The organism is Rahnella inusitata (assembly GCF_018288855.1).
Classification (GTDB): Bacteria; Pseudomonadota; Gammaproteobacteria; order Enterobacterales; family Enterobacteriaceae; genus Rahnella; species Rahnella inusitata.
This window is the reverse complement of the sequence record NZ_CP065024.1, coordinates 4,348,741-4,371,600: the sequence shown is the minus strand read 5'-3', so window position 1 is coordinate 4,371,600 and position 22,860 is coordinate 4,348,741. Positions and strand designations below refer to the sequence as shown.

General features: G+C 54.4%; 17 protein-coding genes. 7 read left to right on the top strand and 10 right to left on the bottom strand.

All coding sequences use genetic code 11. The features are described 5' to 3' along the window. Nucleotides 1-11 precede the first annotated feature (11 nt). The 3 genes from carB to kefC all read left to right on the top strand — a co-directional run bounded on the left by carB (nt 12) and on the right by kefC (nt 5,761). Nucleotides 12-3,236 (top strand): carbamoyl-phosphate synthase large subunit, encoded by a 3,225-nt coding sequence (gene carB, locus I2123_RS20430; RefSeq protein ID WP_213051388.1) that lies wholly within the window; start codon nt 12-14, stop codon nt 3,234-3,236. A 124-nt stretch (nt 3,237-3,360) separates the two neighbouring features. Further along, a complete protein-coding gene (gene kefF, locus I2123_RS20425; protein ID WP_213051387.1) occupies nt 3,361-3,921 on the top strand; it encodes a glutathione-regulated potassium-efflux system oxidoreductase KefF in 561 nt (186 codons plus the stop codon). Further along, the gene (gene kefC, locus I2123_RS20420; protein ID WP_213051386.1) at nt 3,908-5,761 is read left to right on the top strand and encodes a glutathione-regulated potassium-efflux system protein KefC; all 1,854 of its coding nucleotides are present in this window, start codon (nt 3,908-3,910) and stop codon (nt 5,759-5,761) included. Before kefF ends, kefC begins: the two co-directional genes overlap by 14 nt. Before the next feature lie 62 nt (nt 5,762-5,823). On the opposite strand, the gene I2123_RS20415 is transcribed toward kefC, so the two are convergent. Then, on the bottom strand, nt 5,824-6,438 hold the full coding sequence (locus tag I2123_RS20415) for a LysE family translocator (protein WP_213051385.1): 615 nt from the start codon (nt 6,436-6,438) through the stop codon (nt 5,824-5,826). Nucleotides 6,439-6,543: 105 nt separating this feature from the next. Here I2123_RS20415 and I2123_RS20410 point away from each other — a divergent pair, with 105 nt between their 5' ends. From I2123_RS20410 to folA, 3 genes are all read left to right on the top strand, one after another. Beyond that, entirely contained in the window at nt 6,544-7,353 is an 810-nt protein-coding gene (locus I2123_RS20410; protein WP_213051384.1) for a threonine/serine exporter family protein, read from the top strand. After that, nucleotides 7,350-7,814: a threonine/serine exporter gene (locus I2123_RS20405; RefSeq protein WP_213051383.1), complete on the top strand. Its 465-nt coding sequence runs from the start codon at nt 7,350-7,352 to the stop codon at nt 7,812-7,814. Before I2123_RS20410 ends, I2123_RS20405 begins: the two co-directional genes overlap by 4 nt. Before the next feature lie 130 nt (nt 7,815-7,944). Next, on the top strand, nt 7,945-8,430 hold the full coding sequence (gene folA / locus I2123_RS20400; RefSeq protein WP_112168225.1) for a type 3 dihydrofolate reductase: 486 nt from the start codon (nt 7,945-7,947) through the stop codon (nt 8,428-8,430). A gap of 75 nt (nt 8,431-8,505) precedes the next feature. Here folA and apaH read toward each other — a convergent pair whose 3' ends face one another. From apaH to lptD, 6 genes are all read right to left on the bottom strand, one after another. Continuing rightward, complete coding sequence (apaH, locus tag I2123_RS20395) at nt 8,506-9,360, bottom strand: bis(5'-nucleosyl)-tetraphosphatase (symmetrical) ApaH (RefSeq protein ID WP_213051382.1); 855 nt, start codon at nt 9,358-9,360, stop codon at nt 8,506-8,508. Between the two features lie 6 nt (nt 9,361-9,366). Then, nucleotides 9,367-9,744, bottom strand: coding sequence for a Co2+/Mg2+ efflux protein ApaG (gene apaG / locus I2123_RS20390; RefSeq protein ID WP_112168227.1), 378 nt, complete (start codon nt 9,742-9,744; stop codon nt 9,367-9,369). Between the two features lie 4 nt (nt 9,745-9,748). Then, a complete protein-coding gene (gene rsmA, locus I2123_RS20385; protein ID WP_056776854.1) occupies nt 9,749-10,576 on the bottom strand; it encodes a 16S rRNA (adenine(1518)-N(6)/adenine(1519)-N(6))-dimethyltransferase RsmA in 828 nt (275 codons plus the stop codon). Between the two features lie 5 nt (nt 10,577-10,581). After that, complete coding sequence (pdxA, locus tag I2123_RS20380) at nt 10,582-11,604, bottom strand: 4-hydroxythreonine-4-phosphate dehydrogenase PdxA (RefSeq protein ID WP_213051381.1); 1,023 nt, start codon at nt 11,602-11,604, stop codon at nt 10,582-10,584. Beyond that, nucleotides 11,594-12,889: a peptidylprolyl isomerase SurA gene (gene surA, locus I2123_RS20375; protein ID WP_112168228.1), complete on the bottom strand. Its 1,296-nt coding sequence runs from the start codon at nt 12,887-12,889 to the stop codon at nt 11,594-11,596. The genes pdxA and surA overlap by 11 nt, the downstream gene beginning before the upstream one ends. A 66-nt stretch (nt 12,890-12,955) precedes the next feature. Then, nucleotides 12,956-15,331 carry an LPS assembly protein LptD gene (gene lptD, locus I2123_RS20370; RefSeq protein WP_213051380.1) on the bottom strand — a complete coding sequence of 792 codons (2,376 nt, stop codon included), beginning with the start codon at nt 15,329-15,331 and terminating at the stop codon, nt 12,956-12,958. A gap of 181 nt (nt 15,332-15,512) precedes the next feature. Between lptD and djlA the strand changes: the two genes are divergently transcribed. Further along, nucleotides 15,513-16,334: a co-chaperone DjlA gene (djlA, locus tag I2123_RS20365; protein WP_112168230.1), complete on the top strand. Its 822-nt coding sequence runs from the start codon at nt 15,513-15,515 to the stop codon at nt 16,332-16,334. A 77-nt stretch (nt 16,335-16,411) separates the two neighbouring features. On the opposite strand, the gene rluA is transcribed toward djlA, so the two are convergent. From rluA to I2123_RS20350, 3 genes are all read right to left on the bottom strand, one after another. Next, nucleotides 16,412-17,113 (bottom strand): bifunctional tRNA pseudouridine(32) synthase/23S rRNA pseudouridine(746) synthase RluA, encoded by a 702-nt coding sequence (rluA, locus tag I2123_RS20360; protein ID WP_112168735.1) that lies wholly within the window; start codon nt 17,111-17,113, stop codon nt 16,412-16,414. A gap of 65 nt (nt 17,114-17,178) precedes the next feature. After that, nucleotides 17,179-20,076, bottom strand: coding sequence for an RNA polymerase-associated protein RapA (gene rapA, locus I2123_RS20355; protein WP_213051379.1), 2,898 nt, complete (start codon nt 20,074-20,076; stop codon nt 17,179-17,181). A 223-nt stretch (nt 20,077-20,299) separates the two neighbouring features. Beyond that, entirely contained in the window at nt 20,300-22,705 is a 2,406-nt protein-coding gene (locus I2123_RS20350; protein WP_213052581.1) for a DNA polymerase II, read from the bottom strand. Between the last annotated feature and the right edge of the window lie 155 nt (nt 22,706-22,860).

Below are 22,860 nucleotides of genomic sequence, written 5' to 3'. Positions count from 1 at the left end.
AGCGAATAAAAATGCCAAAACGTACAGACATAAAAAGCATCCTGATCCTCGGCGCCGGCCCGATTGTCATCGGCCAGGCTTGTGAATTTGACTACTCGGGTGCACAGGCGTGTAAAGCGCTGCGCGAAGAAGGTTACCGCGTCATTCTGGTGAACTCGAACCCGGCGACCATCATGACTGACCCGGACATGGCCGATGCGACTTACATCGAGCCCATCACCTGGGAAGTGGTACGCAAAATCATCGAAAAAGAGCGCCCGGACGCTGTGCTGCCAACCATGGGCGGCCAGACCGCGCTGAACTGTGCGCTGGAACTGGAACGTCAGGGCGTGCTGGAAGAATTCGGCGTGACCATGATTGGCGCGACCGCAGATGCCATTGATAAAGCTGAAGACCGCCGCCGTTTTGATGTGGCGATGAAAAAAATCGGTCTGGATACGGCGCGTTCGGGCATCGCCCACACAATGGAAGAAGCGCTGGCGGTTGCCGCTGACGTCGGCTTCCCGTGCATCATCCGTCCTTCATTTACCATGGGCGGCACCGGTGGCGGTATCGCGTATAACCGCGAAGAGTTTGAAGAGATTTGCGAACGCGGTCTGGATCTTTCCCCGACCAAAGAGCTGCTGATTGATGAGTCGCTGATTGGCTGGAAAGAGTACGAGATGGAAGTGGTGCGTGATAAAAACGACAACTGCATCATCGTCTGCTCTATCGAAAACTTCGATGCAATGGGCATCCACACCGGTGACTCCATCACCGTGGCACCGGCGCAGACCCTGACCGACAAAGAATATCAAATCATGCGTAACGCCTCGATGGCGGTGCTGCGTGAAATCGGCGTTGAAACCGGTGGCTCCAACGTGCAGTTCTCGGTGAACCCGAAAAATGGCCGTCTGATTGTTATCGAAATGAACCCACGCGTCTCCCGCTCCTCCGCGCTGGCATCAAAAGCGACTGGCTTCCCAATTGCGAAAGTAGCGGCCAAACTGGCGGTAGGTTATACCCTCGATGAACTGATGAACGACATCACCGGCGGCAAAACGCCTGCGTCATTCGAACCGTCCATCGACTATGTTGTGACGAAAATTCCTCGCTTTAACTTCGAAAAATTTGCCGGTGCTAATGACCGTCTGACCACGCAGATGAAATCTGTCGGCGAAGTGATGGCAATCGGTCGCACACAGCAGGAATCCCTGCAAAAAGCGTTGCGCGGTCTGGAAGTTGGTGCAAGCGGCTTCGACCCGAAAGTGAGTCTGGATGATCCGGAAGCGCTGACCAAAATCCGTCGCGAACTGAAAGAAGCCGGTGCCGAGCGTATCTGGTACATCGCTGACGCCTTCCGCGCCGGGATGTCCGTGGACGGTATCTTCAACCTGACCAACGTTGACCGCTGGTTCTTGGTGCAGATTGAAGAGCTGGTGAAACTGGAAAACGAAGTTGCCGAAGGCGGCTTCAATATACTGACGCATGATTATCTGCGTATGCTTAAACGTAAAGGCTTTGCTGACCTGCGTCTGGCGACCCTGGTGGGCGTTTCAGAAAGTGAAGTCCGCAAACTGCGCCACAAATACAATCTGCATCCGGTCTACAAGCGTGTGGATACCTGCGCGGCGGAATTCTCCACCGATACCGCCTACATGTACTCCACATACGAAGAAGAGTGCGAATCCAACCCGACTAACGACAAGCCAAAAATCATGGTGTTGGGCGGTGGTCCAAACCGTATCGGTCAGGGCATTGAGTTCGATTACTGCTGCGTACATGCCTCACTGGCGCTGCGTGAAGACGGTTACGAAACCATCATGGTGAACTGTAACCCGGAAACCGTATCCACCGATTACGACACTTCAGACCGTCTGTATTTCGAATCCGTAACCCTGGAAGACGTGCTGGAAATCGTGCGCATCGAGAAGCCAAAAGGCGTCATCGTGCAGTACGGCGGCCAGACTCCGCTGAAGCTGGCGCGTGAACTCGAAGCCGCTGGCGTGCCAATTATCGGCACCAGCCCGGACGCGATTGACCGTGCCGAAGACCGTGAGCGTTTCCAGCAGGCGGTTCACCGTCTGGGCCTGAAACAGCCGGCGAACGCCACCGTAGCGACCATCGAACAGGCGGTTGAGAAAGCCAGCGGTCTGGGTTATCCGCTGGTGGTGCGCCCGTCTTATGTTCTGGGTGGCCGCGCGATGGAAATCGTGTATGACGAAATCGATCTGCGCCGTTACTTCCAGAATGCCGTCAGCGTCTCCAACGACGCGCCGGTTCTGCTGGATCGCTTCCTGGATGATGCGATCGAAGTAGACGTCGATGCTATCTGCGACGGCGAACGCGTACTGATTGGCGGCATCATGGAGCATATAGAGCAGGCTGGCGTGCACTCCGGTGACTCCGCATGTTCGCTGCCATGCTACACGCTGAGCAAAGAAATTCAGGACGTGATGCGCCAGCAGGTTGAGAAACTGGCCTTTGAGCTGAGCGTTCGTGGCCTGATGAACGTCCAGTTCGCGGTGAAGAATAACGAAGTTTATCTGATTGAAGTCAACCCGCGCGCCGCGCGTACTGTGCCGTTCGTCTCTAAAGCGACCGGTGTACCGCTGGCGAAAGTGGCTGCCCGCGTAATGGCTGGTCAGACGCTGGCGCAGCAGGGCATCACAGAAGAAGTCATCCCGCCTTACTACTCCGTGAAAGAAGTGGTTCTGCCGTTCAACAAATTCCCTGGCGTTGACCCGATTCTGGGGCCAGAAATGCGCTCTACCGGTGAAGTCATGGGCGTCGGACGCACCTTCGCTGAAGCCTTTGCCAAAGCGCAGCTCGGCAGTAACTCCGGCATGAAGAAAGCGGGACGCGCGCTGTTGTCTGTGCGTGAAGGCGATAAAGGTCGCGTCGTCGATTTGGCGGCGAAACTGCTCAAACGCGGCTTCGAGCTGGATGCGACGCACGGGACCGCAGTCGTACTGGGCGAAGCAGGGATAAACCCGCGCCTGGTCAACAAGGTGCATGAAGGCCGTCCACACATTCAGGACCGTATTAAAAACGGTGAGTATGTGTACATTGTCAACACCACGGCGGGCCGTCAGGCGATTGAAGATTCCAAGCTGATTCGTCGCAGCGCACTGCAATACAAAGTGCATTACGACACCACGCTGAACGGCGGATTCGCCACGGCGATGGCGCTGTCTTCCGACCCGACTGAGCAGGTGATTTCAGTGCAGGAAATGCACGCGAAAATCAAAGGCTAATGGCATAATCGGTTAGCAAAAGGCGCGGCGAAAGCTGCGCCTTTTTCATTTTATCCATCCGACTTTCACCACAATGTCGAAAGTTGCGTATGCTGAAGTAAATAAAATAAGACAAGAGACCTGCATGATTTTAATCATTTACGCCCATCCTTATCCGCGCCATTCGCGGGCCAATCAGGGATTACTCGCGGCGGTAAAAGACCTGCCGAACGTGGAAATTCGTTCACTGTACGATCTTTACCCCGACTTCAACATTGATGTGAATGCCGAACAAAAAGCTGTTGAACGCGCCGATATGGTGGTGTTCCAGCATCCTATCCAATGGTACAGCCTGCCGCCGTTGCTGAAATTGTGGGTCGATAAAGTGCTGGAGCACGGCTGGGCTTACGGTCACGAAGGCAACGCGCTGAACGGCAAACATTGTCTTTGGGCAGTGACCACCGGCGGTGACGAGCATCATTTTGAACTCGGCGATCACCCGAATTTCGACGTGCTGTCGCAGCCTTTACAGGCGACGGCGGTCTACTGCGGCATGCACTGGCAGCCTTACTTTGCGGTGCACAATACGTTTATCTGCGATGAAGTCGCGCTGAAAGCGGCGGGCGAAGAGTACCGCAGGCGCTTAACCGCATGCCTGAGTCTGAAAGAAGGCTGTGCGCCGGAGGTCGAAAATGGACAACCATAATCTGATGATTGAAGGGCTGATTTATCTGGGGTCGGCGGCGTTATTTGTGCCGATCGCGGTTCGCCTCGGATTAGGTTCAGTTCTGGGTTATCTCATCGCCGGCTGCATCATCGGCCCGTGGGGACTGAAGCTGGTCTCGGACGCCGAATCGATTCTCACCTTTGCGGAAATTGGCGTCGTGCTGATGTTGTTTGTCATCGGCCTTGAACTGGATCCTAAACGTCTGTGGACCATGCGCGCCTCGGTCTTTGGCGGTGGCAGTATTCAGATGGTTGGCTGTGGTGCGGTGCTCAGTGCCTTCTGCTATTTCCTGGGCCTGGACTGGAAAATCGCCATGCTGATCGGCCTGACGCTGGCGCTGTCTTCCACCGCCATTGCCATGCAGGCGATGAGTGAACGCAGCCTGACCGCAGCGCCAATTGGTCGCAGCGCGTTTGCCGTTCTGCTGTTCCAGGATATTGCGGCGATCCCTTTGGTCGCCATGATCCCCTTGCTGGCGAGTACCGGTGAAGCCACCACGCTGGTGAGCTTTGGGCTGTCTGCCGCGAAAGTCGCCGGTGCGCTGGTGCTGGTGGTTCTGCTCGGTCGCTATGTCACGCGTCCGCTGCTGCATTTTGTTGCCCGTTCCGGGATGCGCGAAGTGTTCAGCGCCGTGGCACTTTTCCTGGTGTTCGGCTTCGGGATTCTGCTGGAAATGGCGGGCATGTCGATGGCAATGGGCGCATTTCTGGCGGGGGTTCTGCTGGCGAGTTCCGAATACCGTCACGCGCTGGAAAGCGATATTCAGCCGTTTAAAGGTTTGTTGCTCGGCTTATTCTTTATCGGCGTCGGTATGTCTATCGACTTTGGGACGCTGGTCCATCAGCCGTTGCTGATTGCCACATTGCTGGTCGGCTTTATGGCGCTGAAAGCTGCCTTGCTGTGGCTGGTGGCGCCGTGGCTGGGTGTACCGAAAAAACAGCGCGGACTGTTTGCTATTCTCATCGGGCAGGGGAGTGAGTTCGCCTTCGTGATTTTCAGCACCGCGCAAACTGCCGGTGTGTTGCCGGTGGAATGGGCGAAAGCGCTGACGTTGGCCGTAGCGTTGTCGATGGCGGTCACACCGCTGCTGCTGGTTCTCGCTGCACGTATGGAACGTAATGCGCCGCAAGACGATCGTCCGCAGGACACTATCGATGATGAAAACGCGCAGGTGATCATTGCCGGCTTTGGCCGCTTCGGACAGATTGCCGGTCGTTTGCTGCTGGCGAATAACGTGCATACCGTGGTATTGGATCACGATCCGGACCATATCGAAACGCTGCGTAAGTTTGGCACCAAGGTATTTTACGGCGATGCCACCCGCGTGGATTTGCTGGAATCCGCCGGTGCCGCGCAGGCCAAAGTGTTGATCAATGCCATCGACGATGTCGAAGCCAATCTGCAGCTGACCGCGCTGGCAAAAGAGCATTTCCCGAACCTGAAGATTATCGCCCGTGCGCGAGATGTCGATCACTGGTATCAGTTGCGTCAGTTAGGCGTCGAAGCGCCGGAGCGTGAGCTGTTCGAAGGTTCTCTGCGCGTTGGCCGTGAAGTGCTGGAAACGCTGGGGCTGGATGCTTATGAAGCCCGCGAAAAAGCCGATCTGTTCCGTCGCTATAACCTGAAAATGCTGGAAGCGACGGTCGCGAATTACGAAGATACCAAGTTCCGTATCGCCAGTATGCAGCGTGCGAAAGACATGCTGAGTGCGGCCATCGAGCAGGATCAGGAACGTCTGGCCTCGGAGCAACAGCAGGGCTGGCGTGGCAGTATCGACGGCAAAGCGCCGGAAAATGAAGTGATTGAAGCGAAGAGTTAACGAAGGATGAAACCAGAAGCCGGTGCCCGAAATGCACCGGCTTTTTTTATGGCTGTAGGTTATCAGCTGAGCGCCACTTTAATGCCCAAACCAATCAACACACCGCCCAGCAGTTTATCAATAATCTTCTGCGCTTTCGCCAGACCGCGACGCACCGGTGCGCTCTGAATGAGCAGAGCCAGTGAAGGCCACCAGACCGTGGAAAGGCCAACGATGATCGAGGCATACCAGAGTTTTTCGCCGATGCTGGAATCTATCTGCAAGACCTGAGTAAACATCGCCAGGAAAAACAGCGTCGCCTTCGGGTTTAGCAAGTTGCACAGATAACCCTGCACAAACGCCGTGCGCAGTTTCACCTGCTGCGGTTCAAGTCCGTCGAGATTCATCTTGCTGTTGCTGCGTGAAAACAGTGCCTGAATACCCACCCAAATCAGATAAGCCGCGCCGACGTATTTCAGTAAATCAAACAGCCACGGCGTGGTGGTAATAACAACAGCCAGACCTGCGACGCAGTAAGACATATGCGTGATCACGCCACAAATCACCCCGAAAGATGTCATCAGTGCCGCAATGCGAGGATAGCGGGCCGCATTTTTGATCACCAGAAAGAAATCAGGGCCGGGAGAGAGCATGCCGAGAAAGGCGATACTGGCAACAAAAAGGGAGGTTTCAAGCATGAAAGTAACCGTCGTCAATGTTCAGAACAAAATAAGGCCGCATGATACGTCAATCTTCACTTCGGCGTATCACACTTATTGGCTTTTTTTACGGGCGGTAACGGTATGCAAGACCCTGTCGTTGAATACCTGGAACGTGAAAGTCCGCAGGCGCACTATCAGCGTGAAATCACCCGGCTGTGCATCGAATGTGCGCTGCTGCTGTTGCAGCACGGTGCAGAAAGCATGCTGGTGGAACAGCTGCCAGCGCGGCTGGGTATCGCGCTGGGTATGGATCGGGTGGAAAGCTCGATCTCCGCTAACGCCGTGGTGCTCAGCACGCTGTGCGGTGGCTATTGCCTGACGTCGACGCGCAAAAATGTCGATCGCGGGATCAACATGCAGGTAGTGACTGAAGTGCAGCATACGGTGATTCTGGCTGAGCATAAGCTGCTCGACAGCACGCTGGTGGCGAAACGTCTGAGCCACATTAAGCCGCTGCGCTATCCCCGGGGTTTGATGATCCTAATGGTGGCGCTGTCCTGCGGTTGCTTTAGCAAACTCAACGGCGGCGGCTGGGATGCGTTCAGCGTGACATTTTTAGCCAGCGGCGTGGCGATGGCGGTACGCCAGACGCTGACCATCCGTCATATGAACCCGCTGATCAACTTTTGCTGCACCGCTTTTGTCGCGACGTCGATTTCCGGTTTACTCATGCGTCTCGACTTTTTCCATCTGACGTCAAACGTGGCGATGGCCGCCAGCGTGTTGCTGTTGGTGCCCGGCTTTCCACTGATTAATGCGGTGGCGGACATGTTCAAAGGCCACGTGAATACCGGGCTGGCGCGCTGGGCGATGGCCAGTCTGCTGACGCTGGCGACCTGCATCGGTGTAGTAATGGCCATGGCGTTGTGGGGATTACGGGGGTGGTCATGAGTCTTTTGTGGGCACTGATTCAGGATATGTTGCTGGCCGCCGTACCGGCACTGGGTTTTGCGATGGTGTTCAATGTCCCGCCCCGGGCGTTGCGCTATTGTGCGCTGCTCGGTGCGCTGGGGCACGGCTCGCGTATGCTGATGATGCACGGCGGGATAAACATTGAGTGGGCTTCTCTGCTGGCGGCTATACTGATTGGCATCATAGGGATCCACTGGTCGCGATGGCTGCTGGCGCACCCTAAAGTTTTCACGGTGGCGGCCGTTATCCCCATGTTCCCCGGCATTTCTGCGTATACGGCGATGATTTCGATGGTGGAGATTTCACACCTTGGCTACAGCGAGGCGCTGATGTCTACTATGGTCACCAATTTCCTGAAGGCCAGTTTTATCGTCGGCGCATTATCGATTGGATTATCTTTGCCGGGACTGTGGCTGTACCGCAAACGTCCCGGTGTGTAAGTCTGTTAAGAGTACGCTTATATCTTTGTAAAGCGTGAGTCTCCCTATCGACGGCTGATAGGGCTTTCCGTATAGTGGCAGCTCTTTTTTCGGGTCACGGTTTTATTCCTTATCTACACAGGGTTTCACAATGATTATTAGCCTGATCGCCGCACTGGCGACCGATCGCGTTATTGGCATGGAAAACGCTATGCCTTGGCATTTACCCGGTGATCTGGCCTGGTTTAAGCGTAATACGCTCAATAAACCCGTCATCATGGGTCGCAAAACGTTTGAGTCGATAGGGCGCCCTTTACCTGGCCGACTGAATATTGTCATCAGCTCTAAACCCGGCGAGCACGAAGGCGTGACCTGGGTGACGTCTGTTGATGCAGCACTGGCAGCGGCCGGTGGTGTGGAAGAAGTGATGGTGATGGGCGGAGGCCGTGTGTATGAGCAGTTCCTGCCGAAGGCCAACCGTTTATATCTGACTCATATCGATGCCGAAGTTGAAGGGGACACGCATTTCCCTGACTATGAGCCGGATGACTGGGAAAGCACCTTCAGTGAATTCCACGACGCTGACGAGCAGAACTCACACGGCTACTGCTTCGAGATCCTTGACCGCCGCGCCTGATTTAATGGCGGCAGTCAGCAAAAAGGCACCTCTTTGAAGGTGCCTTTTGTTTTTCAGCGCGCAGTAAGAGCCTGATTATTCGGCTTTTGGAACCACGGCTTTCTCTTTTTCAGGACGGCGGTGTGAAGGTTCGGTGAAATAGGTTTTGTCTTCCCAGCGCAGCATCGTCATATCACCACCCCAGCAACAACCTGTGTCCAGTGCATAAATCCCTTCCGGCGCACCTTTGCCTTCCAGCGACGCCCAGTGACCGAATGCAATCCTGTATCCGGCTTCCTGCAACGGCCCTGGAATATCAAACCACGGCTTGAGCGGTTTCGGCGCGTTTTCCGGCGTGTCTTTGCAGATCATATCCAGCTGCCCGTTCGGGAAGCAGTAACGCATACGGGTAAACGCATTGGTGCTAAAACGCAGGCGCGCCAGACCTGTGAGCTCCGGATGCCAGTTGTTTGGCATGTCGCCGTACATCGCGTCGAGGAACAGCGGATAAGTGTCGCTGCGCAGCACGGCTTCTACTTCACGGGCGCACATCTGTGCGGTCTCCAGATCCCACTGCGGGGTAATTCCGGCATGGGCCATCACCAGTTTCAGCTCTTCATCGACCTGCAGAACCGGCTGACGCCGCAACCAGTTGATCAACTCATCGGCGTCATCGGCCTCAAGCAGCGGCGTAATACGGTCTTTCGGTTTGTTAAAGCTGATGCCCGCAAAAACCGCCAGCAAATGCAGATCGTGGTTACCAAGCACCATGCGCACAGAATCGCCCAAACCGCTGACAAAACGCAGAACCTCGAGGGATGACGGACCACGGGCGACTAAATCGCCAGTCAGCCAGAGACAATCATTTTGCGGATTAAAATCCACCTGCGCCAATAGCGCCTTGAGTTCATCGATGCAGCCGTGAACATCACCAATAAGGTATGTCGACATAGGGGATTAATTTATCAGTGTAGGGATGGCGAGGCGGAAGACCGGAACCGGCACACGGAAGATTTCACCGTCTTGTGCGACCATTTCATAATGGCCTTCCATGGTACCGAGCGGCGTTTCGAGAACAGCACCGCTGGTGTAGTGAAATTCACTGCCGGGCAGGATCAATGGTTGTTCGCCAATAACCCCTTCGCCCTGGACTTCCGTTTGCTGACCGTTACTGTTAGTGATCAGCCAGTAACGGCGCAGGAGTTGCACATTAAAACGCCCCAGATTGCGGATGGTGATGGTGTAAGCGAAGACGAAACGCTCTTCTTCCGGTATCGACTGAGACTCAATGTAGACACTTTGCACCTGAACACAAACGCGGGGCGAATTAAGCATATCGCTACTCCTGAGGTTCTGTTGTTTTCGGTCGGGTAGATAACCAGTTAGCCAGTTTACAGAATTGCTCAACAGAAATATTTTCAGCACGCATTGAAAGATCCAGACCCAACGCGCTCATCTGTTCTGGTGTGAACAAGTGACCGAGACTGTTACGGATTGTCTTGCGACGCTGGTTAAACGCATCGGTCGTCAGACGACTCAGAATGCGGATATCGGAAACCGGATAGGGGATCACGTCGTGTGGAATCAAACGCACCACGGCGGAATCAACTTTCGGTGCCGGCGTGAAGGATTCTGGCGGAACTTCCAGTACCGGGATCACATTACAGTAATACTGCGCCATGACAGTTAAACGACCATACGCCTTGCTGTTCGGGCCTGCAACCAGACGGTTAACCACTTCCTTCTGCAACATGAAGTGCATGTCTTTGATGGCGTTGGTATAGGTGAACAGATGGAACATCAGCGGGGTAGAGATGTTGTACGGCAGGTTACCGAAGACGCGAAGCGGCTGGCCGAGCTCTTCTGACAGTTCCGCGAAATTGATTTTCATCGCATCAGACTGAATAACGCGTAATTTGCCCTGAAACTTAGGATTGCTCTCCAGACGTGCGGCCAAATCGCGGTCAATTTCGATAACGGTCATGCTGTCCAGACGTGAAGCGACAGGTGCCGTCAACGCTGCCAGACCGGGCCCGATTTCGACCACCGCTTGCCCAGGCATTGGGTGAATGGCCGACACGATGCTATCAATCACAAATTGATCGGTTAAAAAGTTCTGGCCGAAACGTTTACGGGCAAAGTGCCCCTGGTGGACTCTACTATTCATTGTTTTTATTTATCAGTTTGTTGTGGATCAAAAGTATTGATTGCCATACGAATGGCGAGATTTATTGCTGTCCTGAAACTGCCCGCATCGGCGGTGCCGGTGGCGGCAAGTTCAAGTGCGGTACCGTGATCAACCGAAGTCCGGATAAAGGGCAGGCCAAGCGTGATATTCACTGCGCGACCGAATCCCTGATATTTTAGCACCGGAAGGCCCTGATCGTGATACATCGATAAAACAGCATCAGCGTGCTGTAAATATTTCGGCTGGAAAAGGGTATCTGCGGGCAGCGGGCCGATCAGATTCATTCCCTGCTGGCGTAATTCCTCCAGTGCAGGAATGATCGTGTCGATCTCCTCGTGCCCCATATGACCGCCTTCTCCGGCATGCGGATTCAGGCCGCACACGTAAATCTGCGGTTCTGCAATGCCGAATTTGGTTTTCAGGTCATGATGAAGAATGGTGATCACTTCATGCAGGCTTTGACGGGTAATGGCACCCGGCACGGCCAGCAAAGGTAAATGCGTGGTCGCCAGCGCGACGCGCAGTTCTTCCGTCGCCAGCATCATTACTACACGATCGCAGTGGCTGCGTTCGGCAAAGAATTCGGTATGGCCGATAAATGGAATGCCAGCATCATTGATGATGCTCTTTTGCACCGGGCCGGTAATCAGCGCAGAAAATTCACCGCTGATTGCGCCGTCACAGGCTCTGGCGAGAGTTTCCACCACGTACGAACTGTTCGCGACGTCAAGCCTGCCCGCTGTTACCGGCGCTGCGGTTTTCACCGGCAGTACGGTCAGCGTACCTGCGGCCTGAGGCTGTGCAGGACGCCCCTGTACATAGTCGCGTAACTGAATACTCAGCCCCAGTTTGTCTGCTCGTTCAAGCAGCAGGGCCGGATCGGCACATACCACCAACTCAACAGGCCATGCCTGCTGAGCCAGCGCCAGTACCAGATCCGGCCCAACCCCGGCAGGCTCGCCGGGGGTGATGACCACAGATTTTGTCATGGAAGTATTATTTACCATTACCATCCATAATTTTCACATACGCTTCAGCACGTTGTTCCTGCATCCACGTCTGTGCTTCTTCCGCAAACTTACGGTTGAACAGCATGCGGTAAGCGCGTTCTTTCTGTGCTGCATCGGTTTTATCGACCTGACGGGTATCAAGCAGTTCGATCAGATGCCAGCCAAAGGCAGAGTGCACCGGAGCGCTCATCTGGCCTTTTTTCAGGTTCAACAGCGCATCGCGGAACGCCGGATCATACATGTCCGGAGACGCCCAGCCTAAGTCACCACCCTGAAGGGCAGAACCTGGATCCTGAGAAATTTGTTTAGCTTCATCAGCAAACGTCGCCTTACCGCTCTTAATATCAGCAGCAACCTCTTCCAGTTTCGCCTTAGCCTGTGCATCGGTCATCACTACAGAAGGTTTCAGCAGGATGTGACGTGCATGGACTTCGGTGACGGAGACCGTTTTGTTATCGCCACGGATATCGTTCACTTTCAGAATATGGAAACCGACACCTGAACGGATTGGACCGATGATCTGGCCTTTCTGTGCGGTACTCAGCGCCTGTGCAAACAGGGAAGGAAGCTCCTGCAATTTGCCCCAGCCCATGTTGCCGCCTTTCAGCGCCTGTGAGTCAGCAGAATAGGTAATAGCCAGTTTGCCGAAATCGGCGCCGTTGTTCAGATCGGCGACAATTTTCTTCGCCTGTTCTTCTGCAGCATCAACCTGATCCTGCGACGGGTTTTCTGGCAGAGCCAACAGGATGTGGCTGAGGTTGAACTCAGCGCTACCGCCGTTTTGGGCCGCAACCTGTTTGGACAGCTGGTCCACTTCCTGAGGCAGGATAGTGACGCGACGACGGACTTCGCCGTTGCGCACTTCGCTGATCAGCATTTCTTTACGGATCTGGGCGCGGTAAGTGCTGAAGTTCAGACCGTCGTAAGCCAGACGGCTACGCAGCTGATCCACGGTGATGTTATTTTGCTGAGCAATACCGGCAATGGCTTTATCCACGTCCTGATCGGTCAGCGTGATGCCCATCTTCGACGCCATCTGAAGCTGGATCTGGTCCATAATCAAACGATCAAGGATCTGGTGGCGTAAGGTCGCATCATCAGGCAGCTGTTGTTTAGCCTGGCCCGCTTGTTGTTTAACCGACTGCATTAAGCCATCGACGTCACTTTGTAACACGACACCGTTGTTCACAACGGCGGCGACTTTATCAACTTCCTGAGGGGCTGCAAACGCAGTGCTGGCACAAAGCGTCACGCCGAGGAGAAGTGTTCTCCAGTTCTTCATACTTTTTCCATTTGTCTAATCCGCAAAGCGGGTTTCAAGTTCACTGAGTTAAACGTGTCGTCTGGCTTAGAAAGCGCGTTGATAAGGCAGTATGCCGGTGGCCAACATTTCTTTCGTTCCGAGGGTTTGATTACTTCCAAGGCCTCTAAGTTCAATGTTGAAACCAATCTTATTGTCATACTTACTTTCTGACTTAACGGTGTCGTAGTTGGTTATCTTACGTTCGTAGCCGACGTTGACAGCCCAGCAACAGGTGTTGTATTGCAGGCCGATTAACTGGTCTGCTGGCTGCTGTGCTTTGGTGTCGTAATAGTAAGCACCGACAATCGCCCAGCGATCGGCGATTGGCCAGCTTGCGATACCACCGACCTGAGAAATGCCGTCCTGATAGCCTGCATTTTTCACATCAGGCAGCGTCGCCTGAATATATTCCGGGCTGGCATAACGGTAGCTCAACTGAATCATTCTTTCTGAGTCAGCTTTGTACTCAAGGACCGCATCACCAACGGCCAGCGAATCGAGACGGGTGTCATACTGCACACCGCCGCGAACACCCCAGAAATTGTTGATTTTGTAGTAAGTATCACCGGCCCACACCAGGCTACCGGTATCATCATTTTTATCCAGTGCGCTGTTCTGATCGCCAGTACGCGGTGGCTGGAAGTAGTAAATCTGACCCGCAGACGCATTGAAACGTTCTACCAGACCTTCATCATAAATACGTGTCGTTAAACCACTTGCCACCTGGTTAGCAGAGGCAATACGGTCGAGTCCACTGTAGCTCTTATCACGGAACAGGCCGGTATAGTCGGACTGTAACAACGTGGAGTCATAGACGTTAATTGAGCTTTGATTACGATAAGGGATGTACAGATACTGAACACGCGGCTCCAGCGTTTGCGTGTAATCACTGTTCCAGTCCATGTTACGGTCAAAGACCATTTTGCCGTCGCTTTTAAACTCAGGCATCACACGGTTAACTGACGAGCGCAGTTTGGTATCCGGATTGGCATCGTAATAGTTATCCGAAATAGTCTGCTGATAGTGGGTCGCCATCAGTTTTACTTCGTTATCGAGACTTCCCCAGCCGTTACTGAGCGGCAGGCTGATGGTCGGTTCGATATGAGTTCGGACGGCTTCCGGGTTATCCGGATTTACGCTGGTAAACTTCGCGGCCTGACCATAAATATGCAGGTCGAAAGGCCCCACATCATTCTTGTAATAATTGACATCTAGCTGTGGCTGGGCGCGGTAAGCATTGGTGTTGCCGAAATCGGAGAACACCTGGAACTGTTTACTGGCAAGCGTCGCGTTCCAGTTTTCGTTGAAATAGCCAACGCTGAATTTTTGCGTCGCATAGCCGTCGGTACTGGAACCGTATTTCGAATCAAAATCGGTGAAGTAGTACGGGTCACTAACTTTGGTGTAGTCGACGTTGAAACGCCATACCTGATCGTAAACACCTGAATGCACCCAGTAGTACATCCAGCGTTTAGTCTTGTCGCTGATACGGTTTTCATCTGCGACATACTGGTCATCAATTTTCTTATCATTACCGAGGTAGTCAAACTCCATCAAACCCGCACCGGCTACGGTCAGGTAACGGAATTCGTTCTGCAATTGCAGACCACGGTTACTCATATAGTTTGGTGTGATGGTGGCATCGTAGTTTGGCGCAATGTTCCAGTAGAAAGGAACGGTCGCACCGAAGCCGTTGTTGCTGCTGTATTTCGCGTTCGGAATAAGGAAACCGGAACGGCGGCGGTCGCCGATAGGCAACTGCATATACGGGCTGTAGAACACCGGCACCGGGCCGATGTGGAAGCGCGCATTCCAGATTTCTGCCACTTCTTCCTGGCGATCCTGAATCACTTCAGAGCCTACAACGCTCCAGCTATTGTCGCCGGGCAAACAGGTGGTGAACGTACCGTTGTCCATGATGGTGTAGCGGTTATTATCACGCTGCTTCATCTTGTCGGCGTCACCGCGGCCCTGGCGGCCAACCATCTGGTAATTACCGTCCTGAACATCAGTATCTTTGGTGGTCAGGTTCGCAAAACCCTTTGGTCCGTTCAGCTTGATTTGGTTATCGTTATAACGCACGTTGCCGGTCGCCGTGGCGGTACGGGTCGGTGTGGGCTGATTAGGATTAGCGATTTGATTGAGCTGAACCTGATCGGCATCCAGCGTGCTGTTGCCCTGTACAACGTTAACGTTTCCGCTAAACAGTGCGTTATCAGGGTAGTTGCCGGTTGCCTTATCGGCATTGATGGTCACAGGCAGTGAGTTAGGATCACCCTGCACCAGAGGTTTGTCATAGGTCGGAACGCCGAGCATACATTGTGCAGCAAGGTCGGCCATTGCGCCGTGACTGTACAATGCCGACCAGATTGTGGCGGCCAGCATTGTGGGTAAGCGTGTTTTCAGACGTCTGTTTTTCATACGTAAAATGGTGTTCCGTCATCAGAGGCATCATGCCGGCAAACGGTCAGAGACTATCTCACTCATCATGGTTGCGCTAGTGTTAAATCCCACCTGTTACGTTGCCGCCGTTAGGCACAACGATAAATGCCGGTTATGATAAAGCAATTTTTAAGCGACGGCATGGCGAATTGAGGAGTATATGCAGTATTGGGGAAAACTGCTCGGACTTATCCTTGGCTATATGTCAGGGACAGGCTTCTGGGGGATTGTATCAGGGTTGTTGATTGGACATATGTTTGACACAGCGCGCGCTGCAAAACGCCGCGGTTATTTCACCGATCAACAGACACGTCAAACTATCTTCTTCCGCACCACATTTGAGGTGATGGGGAATCTGACTAAATCGAAAGGCAGGGTTACTGAGGCCGATATCCAGATAGCCAGCCTCTATATGGAGCGTATGCAGTTACACGGCGAACAGCGCAATGCCGCGCAGCGCGCCTTTCGCGACGGGAAAGAAGCCAATTATCCGTTGCGGGAAAAAATGCGCGAATTGCGCAGTGCGTGTTTTGGTCGTTTCGACCTGATACGGACTTTTCTGGAAATTCAAATCCAGGCGGCATATGCCGATGGGTCGTTGCACCCCAATGAACGGGAAGTGCTGTATGTGATCGCCGAAGAGCTCGGCATTTCACGCATGCAGTTCGATCAGTTCTTGCGCATGATGGAAGGCGGTCAGCAGTTCGGAGGCGGTCAGCAGGGCGGCCGGTCTTACGGTGGCGGCTATCAGCAGGCGCAACAGGGCCCGACGCTGGCCGATGCCTGTAAAGTGCTGGGCGTGAAGGCGACAGACGATGCGACCACCATCAAGCGTGCGTACCGTAAGCTGATGAGCGAACACCATCCGGATAAACTGGTGGCGAAGGGTTTACCGCCAGAAATGATGGAAATGGCGAAGGAAAAGGCGCAGTCGATTCAGGCAGCGTATGACCTTATCAAGCGTGAGAAAGGGTTTAAGTAAGACTTTCTGACCGGAACGTAATGCAAAAAGGCGCTGAATTCAGCGCCTTTTTTACTTTCAGGGACGGAACACTTCCCTTAAAAATCCGGTTCGCAGTTAAACACCAGTGGGGCATCAGTAATCGGATGATAAAAAGACAGCTCCTGCGCGTGCAGTTGCAGACGGGGGGAGGCGGCCAGTGCGTCGGGGTGTGCATAGAACTTATCACCGAGGATAGGATGCCCGAGTGCCAGCAGATGAACGCGCAACTGATGCGAACGCCCGGTGATGGGGCGCAGTTTGACGCGCGTCGTACCATCATCATCCCACGACATCACTTCGTACTGCGTCAGCGCCTTTTTACCGGTCTCGTGACAGACTTTCTGCTTTGGCCGGTTCGGATAATCGCAGATCAGCGGCAAATCGATGATGCCGTAATCATCTTCCATGCGTCCCCAGACCCGCGCGATATACACTTTCTTGGTTTCGCGTTCGCGAAACTGACGCTTGAGCTCGCGCTCGGCGTCTTTGGTCAGCGCGACGACAATCACGCCGCTGGTCGACATATCCAGACGATGCACCGATTCCGCGACCGGAAATTCCTGCTGAATGCGGGTCATCAGGCTGTCCTGATGCTCCGCTAATTTCCCCGGCACCGAGAGCAGACCGCTGGGTTTATTAACCACCATGATGTGTTCATCCTGAAAAATCACCTGCAACCAGGGATCGGTCGGTGGATTGTAGTTTTCCAGCGGCCGGGTGTTTGAAGGGACAGGGATGTTCGGTTGATGTTCGCTCATAGCGGTTTCAGTCTGTGTCAGCGTTAAAAGAAAGAGGGATGCAGACCGGCTGCATCCCGTCGGGCTTACTGGTGGCTGACCACCACCAGGCGGATCGCATCCAGACGCCAGCTGGCATCGTTCAGGTTTGCCAGCACTTGCTTACGGTTGGAGTCTACCGCGTCCAGCTCATCGTCACGAATGTTCGGGTTCACTTCTTTCAGCGCTTTCAGTCGGGCGAGTTCCTGCGTCAGTTGCTCGTCGGCTTCTACTTTGGCGGCTTCAATCAGCACCCGCGCCTGTTCGGCAATCTGCGGTTCTGCCTGTTGCAGCATGGTATGCACATCCTGCTGTACGGCATTCACCAGCTTGCTGGAGTTATGACGGTTGATGGCGTTCAACTGGCGGTTAAAGCTTTCAAACTCGACCTGAGCAGCCAGATTGGTGCCTTTACTGTCCATCAACATGCGAACCGGCGTCGGCGGCAGGAAGCGGGTAAGCTGCAGGTGTTTTGGTGCCTGACATTCCACCACGTAAATCAGCTCTGCCAGCATGGTGCCTACCGGCAACGCTTTGTTTTTTAGGATCGACACCGCACAGCTGCCGGTATCACCGGAGAGGATCAGATCCAAACCGTTGCGCACAATCGGATGTTCCCAGCTGATGAACTGCGCATCTTCGCGCGACAACGCCTGTTCGCGATCGAACGTCACAGTGCAGCCATCTTCCGGCAGACCTGGGAAATCCGGCACCAGCATGTGATCGGAAGGTGTCAGTACGATCAGGTTATCGCTGCGATCTTCCTGATTGATGCCGACGATATCGAACAGATTCAGCGCGAAGTTAACCAGATTCACGTCGTTATCCTGCTCACCGATTTCCTGCGCCAGTTGCTGCGCACGTTCGCCGCCGTTGGAATGCATCTCCAGCAGACGATCGCGACCATTTTCCAGCTTCTCTTTCAGCGCATCGTGCTCAGCGCGGCATTCAAGGATAAACGTATCCAGACCTTCCTGCTCGGCAGGCGTGGCGAGGAAAGCGATCAGCTGTTCATAAGCGCTGTCATAAATGGTGCGGCCGGTCGGGCAGGTATGCTCAAATGCATCCAGACCTTCGTGGAACCAGCGAACCAGCACCGACTGCGCGGTCTGCTCGAGGTAAGGCACCATAATGTCGATGTTGTTTTGCTGACCGATACGATCCAGGCGGCCAATACGCTGTTCGAGCAGATCCGGGTTGAACGGCAAATCGAACATCACCATTTTACTGGCGAACTGGAAGTTACGGCCTTCGGAGCCGATTTCAGAACACAGCAGAACCTGTGCGCCATCTTCCTGCGACGCAAAGTACGCGGCGGCGCGGTCGCGTTCGATGATGGACAAACCTTCATGGAACACGGCAGCACGGATCGCTTCACGCTCGCGCAGAACCTGCTCCAGTTGCAGCGCAGTGGCGGCTTTGGCACAGATAACCAGCACTTTTTCGTCGCGGTTGGCGGTCAGATAGCCGAGCAGCCATTCCACACGCGGGTCGAAGTTCCACCACGTCGCATTCTCGCCTTCGAATTCCTGATAAATCTGCTCCGGATAGAGCATGTCGTGCGCACGCGCTTCGGCGGATTTTTTCGCGCCCATGATGCCTGAGACTTTAATCGCGGTCTGATACTGCGTCGGCAGCGGCAATTTCACCGCGTGCAGATGACGATCCGGGAAGCCTTTCACACCGTTACGGGTGTTACGGAACAGCACGCGGCTGGTGCCGTGGCGGTCCATCAGCATGGAAACCAGCTGTTTAGCTGCAGCCTCGTCGCCCTGATTGGCGGCGGTCAGCAGGGCATCGGTATCGGCATTGCCGACGCTTTCACCCAGTAAAGCCAGCGCTTCTGGCGTCAGCGGTTCTTTATTGAGCAGCAGCGTGACCGCATCGGCAACTGGCTGATACTGCTGCTGCTCTTCGATGAATTCTTCGTAATCGTGGAAACGATCCGGATCGAGCAAACGCAGGCGCGCAAAGTGGCTCTCCTGCCCGAGCTGTTCCGGCGTTGCGGTCAGCAACAGCACGCTTGGGATTTGTTGTGAAAGCTGTTCGATCACCTGATATTCGCGGCTCGGCGCGTCTTCGCTCCACACCAGATGGTGCGCTTCATCGACTACCAGCATGTCCCATGACGCGTCGGACAGCTGCTCCAGACGAGATTTGTTGCGGCGTACGAAGTCCAGCGAGCAGATAACCAGCTGTTCGGTTTCAAACGGGTTAGTCGCTTCGTGAACGGATTCCGCGTAGCGATCGTCATCAAACAGGGAGAAGTGCAGGTTGAAGCGGCGCAGCATTTCGACCAGCCACTGGTGTTGCAGTGTTTCCGGTACCACGATCAGCACGCGTTCGGCGCGGCCTGACAGCAGTTGCTGATGGATGATCATCCCCGCTTCGATGGTTTTCCCCAGACCCACTTCATCGGCCAGTAAAACGCGTGGCGCATGACGCTGACCGACTTCATAAGCAATGTGTAACTGATGCGGGATCAGGCTGGCGCGCATACCGCGCAGGCCGCCGAATTCCAGACGGAACTGTTCGCGCTGATATTTACGGGCACGAAAGCGCAGGGCGAAACGATCCATGCGGTCGATCTGGCCGGCGAATAGGCGATCCTGCGGCTTGCTGAAGGTCAGCTTGCTGTCGAGCAGCACTTCGCGCATCGCGACGCCGGTTTCTTCTGTATCAAGACGGGTGCCGATATAGGTCAAGAGACCTTTATCTTCAATGACTTCTTCGACTTGCAGCTGCCAGCCTTCGTGGCAGCTGATGGTATCACCGGTATTGAACATCACGCGGGTGATCGGGGAATCATTTCGGGCATACAAACGGTTTTCACCGGTGGCGGGGAAAAGCAAAGTCACCATGCGCACATCTATTGCAACCACGGTGCCTAATCCTAATTCGCTTTCCGTATCGCTTATCCAGCGTTGACCCAATGTAAACGGCATAATCTCTCTCTGTGTTGTATGTTCCAGATGTGGCAACTGCGACGTCAACTGCGCAATGCTTGCTATGCCTCGGATAACGCGCGGGCAATAGTCTTCTTTCCCCGCCCGAAGGCGCGGAGTGTTTCACTGTGTGAGGATGATTCAGAAATGGGAAAGGGCGCTATGGTAATGGAAGGTAAACGATTCGTCACCTGCGAATCACCGGACTCGCGCCAACTTTTGTTTAAAACAGCCCCATCTGACCTGTAATAAGTGTAGCAAAATCGTCGTGCAGGAAAGGCAAAATACCGTCGGCTACCGGTTCGAGCTGGCGTTCAATGTAATGATCGTAGTCGATCGGGGACAGGCGGTTCTCCAGCGGTTCCGGCCCGGACGTGGTCATCACGTAGCTAATCCAGCCGCCGTTCTGATACTGCTTCGCCCGTCCGTGCAGCGCGTTGTACTCATCGGCTAACCGTGCGGCGCGAACGTGCGGCGGCACGTTTTTCTCATAGTCGCTGAGCTTTCGGCGCAGGCGTTTGCGATAGACCAGTTTATCATCAAACTCACCATTGAGCGTGCTGGCCACGTAGTCACGGACATAATCCTGATAAGGCTGACGGTGGAAAATTCGCTGATACAGTTCCTGCTGAAAGACCTGCGCGAGCGGTGTCCAGTCTGTGCGCACGGTTTCCAGACCTTTATAAACGATGTGCTCACCGTCGGCGTCTTTTACCAGTCCGGCGTAGCGCTTTTTACTGCCGGTTTCCGAACCGCGAATGGTCGGCATCAGAAAACGCTGGTAGTGAGTTTCAAATTCCAGTTCCAGCGCGCTTTCCAGCCCGTACTCTTGCTGTAAATGCGTCTTCCACCAGACATTCACTTGTTCAACCAGATGACGGCCAATCACGTCAGCGTCTTCCTGACTGTGCGCTTTATTCAGCCAGACGAAGGTGGAATCGGTATCGCCGTAAATCACCTGGTAGCCTTCGGCCTCAATCAGTTCGCGGGTCTGGCGCATGATGTCGTGGCCGCGCAGCGTAATTGACGATGCCAGACGCGGATCGAAGAACCGGCAGCCGCTCGAGCCGAGTACGCCGTAAAAGGCATTCATGATGATCTTCAGCGCCTGTGACAGCGGTTTATTCTTCTGCTGTTTAGCGGCCTCACGTCCCTGCCAGATTTGACGAACGATTTCCGGCAGGCAATGTTTTTCCCGCGAGAATCGCGCATTGCGGTAACCGGGAACCGAGTGTTCATCGTCCGGCTGTTGCAGCCCGGCGACCAGCCCGACCGGGTCAATCAAAAAAGTGCGGATAATCGACGGGTAAAGGCTTTTGTAATCAAGCACCAACACCGAGTCGTACAAACCGGGGCGTGAATCCATCACAAATCCGCCGGGGCTCATTTCGCCCTCCAGCTCGCCAAGATTGGGCGCGACATAACCGGCGCGGTGCATTCGGGGAAGATAAAGATGGGTGAACGCCGCCACCGAGCCGCCGCTGCGATCGACCGCCAGACCGGTGACCGAAGCACGCTCAAGCAGGAAGGGCATCAGCTCCGTTTTGGCAAAAATACGGGTAACCAGTTCGCAGTCTTTCAGGTTATAGCGGGCCAGCGCCGGTTTGTCTTCACGAAAACGCTGTTCGATTTCCGCCAGCCGCTGATAAGGGCTGTCGCTGGATTTCCCTTCGCCCAGTAAACTTTGCGAAACGAATTCGAGGCTAAATGAATTGAAGTTCCAGAATGCGGATTTAAGGGCCTCGATGCCATCAATGATCAGGCGGCCTGCGGCGGCAGCAAAAAAGTGCCCCTGTTTGAAACCATGCTCACGCCATTCCAACTCGCCGCCGTCGCGACCAAAACGCAGCGGGATCTTGTAACGTTCCGCGTGTTTTTGCAGCACGCGCAGATCAAACTGCACCACGTTCCATCCGATGATGGCGTCCGGATCGTAGCGTTCCAGCCATTCATTCAGTTTTTGCAGCAGCTGCGGGCGGCTCTCGACGTATTCCAGATGGAAATCAAACTTACTGTCCGGGTCACCGTTTGGCGGTCCGAGCATATAGACGTGGCGTTGCCCGCAGCCTTCCAGCCCGATGCAGTAGAGCTCGCCGTTACCGCTGGTTTCGATATCCAGCGAACAGAGCTTCATCGGCGGGCGGTAGCCTTCGGCGGGCTTCATTTTGGTGTCGAGCAGCAGATTTCCCGGCCCCGGTTTTCCGCTGAACCAGACCGGCGCGGTGATGTAACGCTCCATCAGAAAACGTTCCGGCGGGCGAATATCCGCTTCATACACCTGAACGCCGCCTTCTTTGAGCAATTTTTCGATGCGCATCAGCTGGCGATGCTGCGTGCAATACAGGCCGAGAACTGGCCGCGAATGGAAATCCTGCATCGGCAAGGTGCGCAAACTGATATTTTTTTCATCGGCCAGAAGACGTTCCGCCTGAGCCTTCTGAACCGCCGGGATAAACGCCACGGACTCCTGCAACGGCAGGCGGATTTTTTGCGCGCCCTCGTCCGTTGCCAGCCACAATTCCACCTCGGTACCACGCTGTGTGTCGCGCCAGTGGCGGGTTAGCACAAAACCCTGACGCGGCGTGGCGTCAGCGGGGACAGAAGAGGGACGTGCGGTTGGGGAGTTAATAAGCGCCTCGGAACGACAGAGATGAATAAGAGATCGTCAAAGACAGAGTATGGTTATTTATACAGTCTTTGTCTATTGCTAAGGTCTCAGCCAAATACGCATACAATTACGCGGTTGACTGTAAAAGTTCATGCGCTGACAATTCAGCCGCTTAA

Coding starts and splice junctions, on each gene's coding strand:
- kefF (WP_213051387.1), top strand. CDS start 3,361: ATGATTTTAATCATTTACGCCCATCCTTATCCGCGCCATTCGCGGGCC.
- pdxA (WP_213051381.1), bottom strand. CDS start 11,604: ATGGTAAATAATACTTCCATGACAAAATCTGTGGTCATCACCCCCGGC.
- surA (WP_112168228.1), bottom strand. CDS start 12,889: ATGAAGAACTGGAGAACACTTCTCCTCGGCGTGACGCTTTGTGCCAGC.
- folA (WP_112168225.1), top strand. CDS start 7,945: ATGATTATTAGCCTGATCGCCGCACTGGCGACCGATCGCGTTATTGGC.
- apaH (WP_213051382.1), bottom strand. CDS start 9,360: ATGTCGACATACCTTATTGGTGATGTTCACGGCTGCATCGATGAACTC.
- I2123_RS20405 (WP_213051383.1), top strand. CDS start 7,350: ATGAGTCTTTTGTGGGCACTGATTCAGGATATGTTGCTGGCCGCCGTA.
- I2123_RS20415 (WP_213051385.1), bottom strand. CDS start 6,438: ATGCTTGAAACCTCCCTTTTTGTTGCCAGTATCGCCTTTCTCGGCATG.
- rsmA (WP_056776854.1), bottom strand. CDS start 10,576: ATGAATAGTAGAGTCCACCAGGGGCACTTTGCCCGTAAACGTTTCGGC.
- djlA (WP_112168230.1), top strand. CDS start 15,513: ATGCAGTATTGGGGAAAACTGCTCGGACTTATCCTTGGCTATATGTCA.
- I2123_RS20410 (WP_213051384.1), top strand. CDS start 6,544: ATGCAAGACCCTGTCGTTGAATACCTGGAACGTGAAAGTCCGCAGGCG.
- rluA (WP_112168735.1), bottom strand. CDS start 17,113: ATGAGCGAACATCAACCGAACATCCCTGTCCCTTCAAACACCCGGCCG.
- rapA (WP_213051379.1), bottom strand. CDS start 20,076: ATGCCGTTTACATTGGGTCAACGCTGGATAAGCGATACGGAAAGCGAA.
- lptD (WP_213051380.1), bottom strand. CDS start 15,331: ATGAAAAACAGACGTCTGAAAACACGCTTACCCACAATGCTGGCCGCC.
- kefC (WP_213051386.1), top strand. CDS start 3,908: ATGGACAACCATAATCTGATGATTGAAGGGCTGATTTATCTGGGGTCG.
- carB (WP_213051388.1), top strand. CDS start 12: ATGCCAAAACGTACAGACATAAAAAGCATCCTGATCCTCGGCGCCGGC.
- apaG (WP_112168227.1), bottom strand. CDS start 9,744: ATGCTTAATTCGCCCCGCGTTTGTGTTCAGGTGCAAAGTGTCTACATT.